The sequence below is a fragment of the Pseudomonas sp. CM25 genome (genome assembly GCF_013179705.1).
Classification (GTDB): Bacteria; Pseudomonadota; Gammaproteobacteria; order Pseudomonadales; family Pseudomonadaceae; genus Aquipseudomonas.
Genome location: NZ_JABMCW010000024.1, coordinates 24,405 through 32,292, shown reverse-complemented (window position 1 = coordinate 32,292; position 7,888 = coordinate 24,405). Strand labels below are relative to the sequence as shown.

14 protein-coding genes and 2 pseudogenes are annotated in these 7,888 nt (G+C 58.2%); 7 read left to right on the top strand and 9 right to left on the bottom strand.

Features of this window, described 5'->3' with window-relative positions:
- Window positions 1–38: 38 nt before the first annotated feature.
- Window positions 39–1,019 carry a quinone oxidoreductase gene (locus HP546_RS04775; protein WP_172220373.1) on the bottom strand — a complete coding sequence of 327 codons (981 nt, stop codon included), beginning with the start codon at window positions 1,017–1,019 and terminating at the stop codon, window positions 39–41.
- Window positions 1,020–1,472: 453 nt separating this feature from the next.
- Here HP546_RS04775 and HP546_RS04770 point away from each other — a divergent pair, with 453 nt between their 5' ends.
- Window positions 1,473–1,679: a hypothetical protein gene (locus HP546_RS04770; protein WP_172220370.1), complete on the top strand. Its 207-nt coding sequence runs from the start codon at window positions 1,473–1,475 to the stop codon at window positions 1,677–1,679.
- 134 nt (window positions 1,680–1,813) lie between these two features.
- Here HP546_RS04770 and HP546_RS04765 read toward each other — a convergent pair whose 3' ends face one another.
- Window positions 1,814–2,173: a hypothetical protein gene (locus HP546_RS04765; RefSeq protein ID WP_172220367.1), complete on the bottom strand. Its 360-nt coding sequence runs from the start codon at window positions 2,171–2,173 to the stop codon at window positions 1,814–1,816.
- Window positions 2,174–2,307: 134 nt separating this feature from the next.
- On the opposite strand from HP546_RS04765, the gene HP546_RS04760 reads away from it, so the two are divergent.
- The 3 genes from HP546_RS04760 (at window position 2,308) to HP546_RS04750 (ending at window position 3,443) form a co-directional block, all read left to right on the top strand.
- Window positions 2,308–2,736 carry a hypothetical protein gene (locus tag HP546_RS04760; RefSeq protein WP_256676441.1) on the top strand — a complete coding sequence of 143 codons (429 nt, stop codon included), beginning with the start codon at window positions 2,308–2,310 and terminating at the stop codon, window positions 2,734–2,736.
- A 104-nt stretch (window positions 2,737–2,840) separates the two neighbouring features.
- A complete protein-coding gene (locus HP546_RS04755) occupies window positions 2,841–3,041 on the top strand; it encodes a hypothetical protein (protein ID WP_172220364.1) in 201 nt (66 codons plus the stop codon).
- A gap of 168 nt (window positions 3,042–3,209) precedes the next feature.
- Window positions 3,210–3,443 (top strand): hypothetical protein, encoded by a 234-nt coding sequence (locus tag HP546_RS04750; RefSeq protein WP_172220361.1) that lies wholly within the window; start codon window positions 3,210–3,212, stop codon window positions 3,441–3,443.
- A 48-nt stretch (window positions 3,444–3,491) separates the two neighbouring features.
- Here the strand turns inward: HP546_RS04750 and HP546_RS04745 are convergent, their stop codons facing one another.
- Window positions 3,492–3,800, bottom strand: coding sequence for a hypothetical protein (locus HP546_RS04745; RefSeq protein WP_172220385.1), 309 nt, complete (start codon window positions 3,798–3,800; stop codon window positions 3,492–3,494).
- 184 nt (window positions 3,801–3,984) lie between these two features.
- Entirely contained in the window at window positions 3,985–4,353 is a 369-nt protein-coding gene (locus HP546_RS04740; RefSeq protein ID WP_172220382.1) for a hypothetical protein, read from the bottom strand.
- A gap of 498 nt (window positions 4,354–4,851) precedes the next feature.
- On the opposite strand from HP546_RS04740, the gene HP546_RS04735 reads away from it, so the two are divergent.
- On the top strand, window positions 4,852–5,088 hold the full coding sequence (locus HP546_RS04735) for a hypothetical protein (protein WP_172220379.1): 237 nt from the start codon (window positions 4,852–4,854) through the stop codon (window positions 5,086–5,088).
- Window positions 5,089–5,127: 39 nt separating this feature from the next.
- Here the strand turns inward: HP546_RS04735 and HP546_RS04730 are convergent, their stop codons facing one another.
- Window positions 5,128–5,292, bottom strand: a complete 165-nt coding sequence (locus tag HP546_RS04730) for a hypothetical protein (protein WP_172220358.1) — start codon at window positions 5,290–5,292, stop codon at window positions 5,128–5,130.
- 329 nt (window positions 5,293–5,621) lie between these two features.
- On the opposite strand from HP546_RS04730, the gene HP546_RS04725 reads away from it, so the two are divergent.
- Window positions 5,622–5,807, top strand: a complete 186-nt coding sequence (locus tag HP546_RS04725; protein WP_178126837.1) for a hypothetical protein — start codon at window positions 5,622–5,624, stop codon at window positions 5,805–5,807.
- Window positions 5,794–6,057, top strand: a pseudogene (locus tag HP546_RS31300) (site-specific integrase); the annotation flags it as partial. The gene HP546_RS04725 and the pseudogene HP546_RS31300, both read left to right, overlap by 14 nt.
- Window positions 6,058–6,505: 448 nt before the next feature.
- On the opposite strand, the pseudogene HP546_RS04720 reads toward HP546_RS31300, so the two are convergent.
- The 4 genes and pseudogenes from HP546_RS04720 to HP546_RS04705 form a co-directional block, all read right to left on the bottom strand.
- Window positions 6,506–6,821: pseudogene (locus HP546_RS04720) on the bottom strand (hypothetical protein).
- Window positions 6,818–7,111, bottom strand: a complete 294-nt coding sequence (locus HP546_RS04715; RefSeq protein ID WP_172220352.1) for a hypothetical protein — start codon at window positions 7,109–7,111, stop codon at window positions 6,818–6,820. Before HP546_RS04715 ends, HP546_RS04720 begins: the two are co-directional and overlap by 4 nt.
- Before the next feature lie 74 nt (window positions 7,112–7,185).
- Window positions 7,186–7,410 (bottom strand): hypothetical protein, encoded by a 225-nt coding sequence (locus HP546_RS04710; RefSeq protein WP_172220349.1) that lies wholly within the window; start codon window positions 7,408–7,410, stop codon window positions 7,186–7,188.
- 76 nt (window positions 7,411–7,486) lie between these two features.
- Window positions 7,487–7,720: a PLDc N-terminal domain-containing protein gene (locus HP546_RS04705; RefSeq protein ID WP_016485738.1), complete on the bottom strand. Its 234-nt coding sequence runs from the start codon at window positions 7,718–7,720 to the stop codon at window positions 7,487–7,489.
- Window positions 7,721–7,888 lie beyond the last annotated feature (168 nt).

The following is a 7,888-nucleotide window of genomic DNA, read 5'->3' as shown; positions in this document are numbered from 1 at the left end:
CGCAGGTCAGTTGTTCGATGTGCATGCAGTTGCCCTCTTCAGATGACGAAGATCGACGAGCCGGTGGTCCTGCGGGCTTCAAGGTCGCGGTGCGCCTGAACCGCATCCTGCAAGGCGTAGTGCTGGTTGATTTCGATACGAATGCGGCCGCTGCTGACATGGTCGAACAACTCGCCCGCCAGGTCGGCCTTTTCTGCCGGGTCGGCGATGAAATCGGCCAGGGCCGGCCGGGTCAGCTGCAGCGAGCCCTTGATCGCCAGCAACTGCGGGTCGAACGGCGCGATGCTGCCCGACGCGGTGCCAACGCAGACCATAAGGCCGCGGCGCTTGAGCGAATCCAGCGAGCCGCTGAAGGTGTTCCTGCCGACACTGTCGAACACCACGTTGACCCCTGCCCCATCGGTCAGTTCGCGCACGCGACTGGCCACGTCTTCGAAGCTGTAGTCGATGACGTGGTTGCAACCATGGGCGCGCGCCACCTCGGCCTTGGCCTCGGTAGAGACGGTGCCGATCACGTTCAGCCCCAGCAACCGCGCCCACTGCGCGACGATCAGGCCTACGCCGCCAGCGGCAGCATGCAGCAGTACGCTGTCACCGGGTTTGAAGTCATACAGCCGGCGCAGCAGGTAGGCTGCCGTAAGGCCGCGCATGGTCATGGCGGCGGCCGTCTCGAAGGCGATGGTTTCCGGCAGCTTGATCAGCGCAGCGGCGGGCACCAGGCGCTCGGTGCAGTAGGCACCCAGGGTATTCAGGAACCCGGTGTAGGTCACCCGGTCACCCACCTCGACTTGCGTCACGCCCGCACCCAGCGCCTCGACCACGCCCGAGGCTTCCACGCCAATGCCATTGGGCAGCGGAATCGGGTAGGTGCCGTTGCGGAAGTAGGTATCGGCGTAGTTCAGGCCCACCGCTACCTGGCGCAAGCGCACTTGCCCCGGACCCGGGTCGCCGACCTCGGCGTCCTCGTAGCGCAGTACCTCGGGGCCACCGGTCTGATGGAAACGTACGACTTTGGACATGCTTGTCTCTCCAATCATCGATCTGGACGCCAGGCGTCAGTGCTGGGTGACTGGACTTTATGCCCTTGGCAAGCGGGGTGCTTCGCATCGGACGACAGCGGATTAGCATTTGATGACAGCGGCCGTTATGACCTTGTGATTAGCCGGAACAGAACTGAGCCCTGCAGTGTTTGTACGGGTCCAGATGCTTGAACGCAGCCAATCTGACGAGGTGAACCATGACCATCGAAGCAGAGACTCTCGCTCAACTGACCCAGGCGCTGAGGGCCCAGGGTGCAAGGCGTATCGCCGACCTCGCCTTCATCCGCGCGCCCTATCGTTGCGACCACCGTTGGGTGTGCAACATCGTACGTCGACACGGAACGCGCTGAACCGTCAATTATTGATGAGCCTGCTTGATGCTTATCCATGGCACGACTAATACTTAGGTCTCTGCCTGGGGAGGCACGAAACATGCAACCAAGATTCGTTATCGTTCCGGCTGTGCCCATCGAGAAGGAGTCGTTTCGCGTGGCGGGCCGGTATTACGCCGCTACCGTCTGCGGGGGATTCGACATTTACGACAACCACGCCAAGGAAAGGCTCAAACCCAGCTACTCGAGCAAGACGGACGCGCAGTTGCGCTGTGAGCAGATGAACAAGCGGGGTGATATCGGGTGATGCAGGCCCGGTAGCACTCGGTTCCCTGAGCAAGGTGGACACCACCGCGTTCATGAGCTGCGCCGAGTGGAGCTATACCCAGCACACGGCCCGCCTGCCCAGCATGGGCGGATCGAGCGGCTCGGGTTACTGAGTCAGTCCAGGCATTCCCTTGCAGCCTGGCGCAGCTTGTCGCCCGACAGGAAACTGCCTTTGTAGAACGTCGCACGGCTGCCGTCGCGGGAGTCGATGACGTCCAGCACATCATCGCTTGCCACGGCACTGGGCGCTGTCAGCCGGTAGCCGTGGGCAATCGACTTTTGCGTGGCCTGGGGCGCCAGCGCCTGCCACTTGGGCAGTACACAGGCGGCGTATTGTTGCGGCGATTTGTGCGTCAGCTTGCTGGCGGTGGGTTTACCAGGCGTTGCGCAACCGGTGAGCCCGGCAACTAACGCAAAAGCGAGAAAGGTACGAAACATAGGCATTTGCAATTGGCCGTTATGGATACGCTGCATTCTAGCCAGACGTGCGCCCATATACCAATGAACCAAAGTCTTGCAGACCCGCCCGCCCGGTTGACAGAACGACAACAAGTCGACGACACCAAGACCACAACAATCCCTGTCAACTGCACCCTGCCGATAAATATTTGATTGAACTCAAGGAACGAATCCACTCTGCGCTGCTTCTGATGAGCAACAGGCAGCGACAGTGCCGGGCGGGTTGTTCATGGGGAACGATCAGCGCCCTTCTCGCCCAGGAGAATCCCATGCTGTGGTGGTTGGAAATACTCGCCCAATATGCGGCTTCGACCGGACTTGCCGTCTGCTGCATTTTTCTGTTCTGGGCTTACGGCCTGGCATTCGGCAGGGTCTACAGGCAGCTCTGCTCTGGCCTGCTGGCCATGATGCTGCTGTTGATCGCAGCGTTCCCCTATGGCATCGACTTTGCGCTGGGTAAACACTTTGGGCCTGGTGATACCAGCGGCTTGCTGCTGTTTCTGGCCGATGCACTGGGTGTGATCACGGCCGTGCTGGTCGCTTCGTTGTTTTTCGACCCCGAACAACTGCCGGGCTAGCCTTTGCCTCGACTTTAGTGCAGCACCTGATATTTCTGCCAGTGGCGTGGCCGGGTGAAGGCTGGGAAAGTAGCGCTACCCATGACTCCGCAGGAAACTCAGCCATGCAAAAGGATGCCCAGCGTACGCGTTTTTTTTATCAGAATGGAAAGCTCATCAGCCTTGTCACGGGGGAAGATGGCCGTACTATTTTCCGTACACCTGCTGTGGCGCTTGGCGAACGTCAAGGGGGGAACTCGCCATCCAGCGGGTTATTAGGGACGGATCAGCAGGGCTCCGTTCTTCATGTAACCGATAACAAATGAACCTGTCCAACCCAGACACCGTGCCCTGCGTCTTCCGAGGCGCAAGGCGCCACCTGCCGGCTGTTGCTTGACCCGGGTCACGGCTTTTACAAAGTAGTTGCACACGACCCTGACCTGCGGCGATCCTCACAGGCCCGGAAGCAACTATCAAGGAAAGCCGTTCACGCCATGGAAACGCTTCACAGCATCAAGTCTGACCTGGTCAGAACAGCCGACCACCTCGATCAACTCAGTCAAAGCATGAGCGGACACGTCAAGTTCATGCAGGCGAGAGGCACCTCGCAAGCAGACCCCGAGGTCACGGCGCACATCACTTCCATCGATGCCGTTGCGGGAGAGTTGCGTGCTGTCGCCGCAAGGATCGACGACATCGAAGGCGCCCCTACTGATTACAGTAGTTGAGTCCGTTTCGAGCCAGGGCAATTCTGGCGGCGACCCGCCTCCGACCTTTTAGCTGTACTTGAGCTTTACCACCTTGCTCAGCGCCCAACCGCTAAATACGTAGAACGCATCCAGATAGAAACGGCCGGCATAATTGGGTAGCGGCGCATGATTCAACAGCACGTCAGGATCAGGCGCTGGGGGGAACATTGCATAGAACCCATTTGGCAACACCGCCAGTGCTACCAGCAACATGTAAGTCCCAGCGCGCAGCAAGGTAGCGCGATCACTGGACGTGCCAGCCCACTTCAGCCCGTAAAAGGCGACCAGGCCAGCAACCGGCAATACCCAGAAATGCGTCGGGATCCCAATGAACATTTCGGCAACAACGCTTCTTGCTTCCACCCGGAGTGCTCCGTCCAAATGCGTGGATTATTGCGGGCATGGCCGGTAAATGCAAAAGAAGCCCTGCACCCACACCATCGCCCCCAACGGCACCCCGGCAGGCACGCAAAAAAGCCCGCTCTCAAAAGGCGGGCTTTTTCCTCGGAGGGTCAGTTGATCATGCTTTCGAACACATCAGCGCCGCATCCAGCAATCTGCCATGGTCGTACCAGGCATCGCGCTGATAGGCCGTGAACTGGTGCTGGCTTCCCGCACCTCGCAGCTCGACAAGCCCCTCTGCCTGGCTGGGGTCTGTACTTTCGATGAACAGCTTGACCGAGTTTTCACCCTGAACTTCATAGGTTTTCACATTGCCCTGAAGTTCGCCTTTGACGCACCCCAGATAGGCAGGTGGGCTTTGCGCGGTAGTGCCCGAAGTATAGTCATGGCCGTCACGCACATCACGATTTTGTGCACAACCTGCCAACAGCAATGACGCAAACCCGGACACCAGAACGGCGCCTGCCAGCGATCTTGAACGCTTCACCCGACACACTCCTGCTGCCCCATCGCGAACGTAGGAAAGTGTTGCCAAGCAGCTTGCCCTTTTTTTGGTTTTCGTCCGCCCATGTTACTGCCCAAGTCAGCCGGGCAATAGGTTTGTTTGCTATATCTCCGCCGGGATGCCCAGGGCCATTAACGGTGAATGGCCCCAGTTTCGCGTACCCCCAAGCCCACTATCGGGTTCAGGCGATAGCCTTGAGGAACACCAACGTGGCCCCCAAATCCAGGATCAGCACAGCTGCCACCACGAAAATCATGTAATAGCGGTCATCCTGAGTCATTTTTGCGTTCTCCGCGGGTTCAGTGTCCCAGGAGAAAAGCAATTCCCATTCCAACATCCGCGCCGGCTGCGCTCATATGACAGGCCGCTCATGCAACACAGCAGTGACACAACACGCCACTGAATCGTCTCGATGAGTCATATTGTGGTCTTCCTGTTGCGGGCCAATACTTAGACGTCTGCCTGGGGAGGCCAATGAACATGCAACCGAGATTTGTGATCGTCCCAGCTGTACCGATAGAGGGTGAAACCTTTCAAATCGGCAACCGCTTCTTCGCCGCCACCACCTCGGGCGGTTTTGACATCTATGACAACCAGCAGAAGCAAAGGCTCAAGCGTGGCTTCGTCAACCGGTCGCAGGCCGCTGGAGCGTGCGAGACGATGAACGCCGGTTCACGCGATCCAGAAGAACTGTTCCCCATGCTGCGAACAGACTGACCGAGCGATCAGCCCCTGGGCGCACGGCGAAACAACGCATCAAGGCGCCATGAGGTAGGCGGCCACGCCCTTGGCCAAGCGCCATGGCTTCCACAGCGAAAGGTGATCGAACAACCGACTGGAATTGCCCGCCAGGCCTGCAACCGTGAGGTAGACGAGCCACTTTCGCAGCGCTCGGGAGAACTTCTTCTTGATGAATCGCAACAGTTGGCACGCCTTGGAGAAATGTTCCTGTCGCTAAAAACGAAAAAACCCAACACAGTGTTGGGCTTCAGCGTCAGCCCTGGACATAGGCAGGGCTGACAGGACCTGGAAATTTACGACATCACGCAATGTTGATGCAAGGCGTTGTAGGTGATTTCACTGGGTTCAACACTCCTCCGCTCCCACTCTATTCCCCATCAGTCGTATCAAAAAACTGGTAGCGCTTCTTGTATCGCCAAATGTCCGCTATCGACCCCATAGCGGACATCTGTAACCGGGGCCGCGTTGCGGCCCATCGCCGGCAAGCGCGGCTCCCACAGGTACAGCACATGCCTGACGGCTGGCGATATTCCAAGACCAATCTGCTGCGCCGCGTCTTCGCCAAAACCGAATGGACATCATCCAGCGTAAAGCGCAACGCGATCACCAGGCTGTCCACCATCCTGACTGCAGCCACCCGGGAAGGCCTGCTAGCAAAGAACCCCGTCGAGCTGATTGCCTGCCGATCTGCATAAACAGTGGGTGCCAGTGCTGAATGAATTGGGGATCACGCGTCGCTCCCCATACAACTGCCGTCACACCTATGCGACAATATGCTCAATGTCTGGTCTCAACCCCGCATTTATCGCCCAACAGCTCGGGCATAGCGTGCAGATGCTCTTATCGACTCATGCGCGCTGGATTAACTCGTCCAACGACTGGCAGGAGCTGGAAAAGCTCCAAATTGGTCCGAAAATGGTCCCAAGCTGCGAAGAAGCCACGTAAGTTATTGATAGGTAAGCTCCTTGATCTCCACCGCTAACATCACCATGCGATTATTTTCGCGGTATTGAGCGGTGTAGAGTGCAGTGTTTCCGGGGGTTTCAGCCTCTCAAGAACGCACAAAAACGCATGCATTGGCCCAAGAATTGGCCCAAGAATGGCTTGCAGTTCGAGGCCTAGGCCAAGCCGTTTCCCGGATTTGCAATCCAATACAAGAATGTCCAGATCCTGCTAGTTGCGACCAAAATCAGTTGCGGCACAGACTCTCGCGGGAACGCATATCGCTCCACCTGCACAGCTACGGCTGCTACTAGCTTCCGGTACTGCAGCAGTAGCGTGAGATTCTAGTCTCAGGCCGCGCCACAAGCGGCCTACGCTTTTGGCCTGTCATTACGGTTAGGCTAGGTTCAGCGACTTTCGCCCAGTAAAATCAAGAAGCTTTCGAGCAGTTTTAGACAGTTTTAGCCCCCCATCCAGGCGTTCTGCCGACCACGATCCCTCTTGGGTCGTCACCTGCCCCCCTCCTCCCACAATTCGAACTTGAACGGGCCGATGTGAAAGGCCTCTTCGAACTCCATCAATCCCCAGGCCCTTGCAGCCTCGGATAATTCCAGCATGTCGACCAGGTTCTCACAGCTGACCTCACGCCGACGGTGCGCGGCATAAGCCATCTCATCTAGCACAGCGGCGCGCCCATCGGGATCGGTGAACAGAGCGAATCGGTCGTTCAGTTCATCCAGCCAAGCCTGCGGTATCCCGGCCATCATTCTGCCCGGCACCACCAAGACTGCGCATACAGCACGCCCTCGACCTCCTCTACCCCGTTGATATTGATCCCGAGCTGGGCCATACCGTTGACCTTGGCGTCGTGCAACCGGGGTATCACGTCCGGCCCCGGCGTAGGGTTGAAGATCCAAGCCTGGGTGGACACACGGCCCAGAGGCTCGCTATGGTGGTCGCCGATGTGAACGTCGGCGCGCAGCGGCTGAATCTTACTGAGCTGCCCGGCGGGGATGGCCACGCCATTCACTCGGCGGCGGACGAGGAGGAAATACATGGGGCACCGACACTGTATAAAGATACAGTATCGTAGCGATTAATCCCGGCACCGGACAACTGCCGATCGGCGGATCAATGAAGAGGCGGCAGATCCGTGCCCCGGGCCTTGGCTATGACGCGAAGCTGATAATCGGACACTGCCTGGAACAGAGACTCGGCAAGCAAGTGCAGGCGCTCGACCTCTTCAGCTGGTTCGCCACGATCTTGGGCCTCGTGGTAGGCACGCAATGCGTCCACCGCCTGCTGAATCAGCGACTCGCCGGCCTGAACCATTCCTACAAAAGTACGCTTGTCCATAACCCTACCTGACTAGTTTCTCTACAAATAGTAGCCTCCTTCGCGGAATTAGAGCTGATGGTCAAGCCGAACGGCATCAGCCCTTACTGTGCTCTGGGGAAGATGGCCCCGTCCCCCGCTTGATGCCGCGTGGCCCCATGATCCCCCAGATAGCTAAGCCGACGATAGGCAGTGCTAGGAGTAGCAGGGCCCACATCGCTTTGGTCGACTCGGTCTTGTCACTCCGAAAGACACTGACGATGGCCCACAAATCGACAAGCAGAATGATCACCGCTACGGCGATCCAGAAATACGTCACAGGCTCGGTCATAACCGCCTCTCATATTCAAGTGAGCAGGCCACGAAAACCCGTGGCCTCGTATAACAGGGAAGCCTGCGGGCCGCTCAAAGTTCAGGCAGCTTGGTCCGGCGCAGATGAATGGACGCCACGCACACTGAACCAACTTCGGCTGCAACACGTCCATCGCAAAACAGCAGT

What these genes read in the sequence shown, in the direction of transcription:
- HP546_RS04745 (WP_172220385.1), bottom strand. Translation starts at nt 3,800, where the DNA reads ATGTTCATTGGGATCCCGACGCATTTCTGGGTATTGCCGGTTGCTGGC.
- HP546_RS04750 (WP_172220361.1), top strand. Translation starts at nt 3,210, where the DNA reads ATGGAAACGCTTCACAGCATCAAGTCTGACCTGGTCAGAACAGCCGAC.
- HP546_RS04735 (WP_172220379.1), top strand. Translation starts at nt 4,852, where the DNA reads ATGCAACCGAGATTTGTGATCGTCCCAGCTGTACCGATAGAGGGTGAA.
- HP546_RS04770 (WP_172220370.1), top strand. Translation starts at nt 1,473, where the DNA reads ATGCAACCAAGATTCGTTATCGTTCCGGCTGTGCCCATCGAGAAGGAG.
- HP546_RS04715 (WP_172220352.1), bottom strand. Translation starts at nt 7,111, where the DNA reads ATGTATTTCCTCCTCGTCCGCCGCCGAGTGAATGGCGTGGCCATCCCC.
- HP546_RS04710 (WP_172220349.1), bottom strand. Translation starts at nt 7,410, where the DNA reads ATGGACAAGCGTACTTTTGTAGGAATGGTTCAGGCCGGCGAGTCGCTG.
- HP546_RS04755 (WP_172220364.1), top strand. Translation starts at nt 2,841, where the DNA reads ATGCAAAAGGATGCCCAGCGTACGCGTTTTTTTTATCAGAATGGAAAG.
- HP546_RS04725 (WP_178126837.1), top strand. Translation starts at nt 5,622, where the DNA reads ATGCCTGACGGCTGGCGATATTCCAAGACCAATCTGCTGCGCCGCGTC.
- HP546_RS04765 (WP_172220367.1), bottom strand. Translation starts at nt 2,173, where the DNA reads ATGCAGCGTATCCATAACGGCCAATTGCAAATGCCTATGTTTCGTACC.
- HP546_RS04775 (WP_172220373.1), bottom strand. Translation starts at nt 1,019, where the DNA reads ATGTCCAAAGTCGTACGTTTCCATCAGACCGGTGGCCCCGAGGTACTG.
- HP546_RS04705 (WP_016485738.1), bottom strand. Translation starts at nt 7,720, where the DNA reads ATGACCGAGCCTGTGACGTATTTCTGGATCGCCGTAGCGGTGATCATT.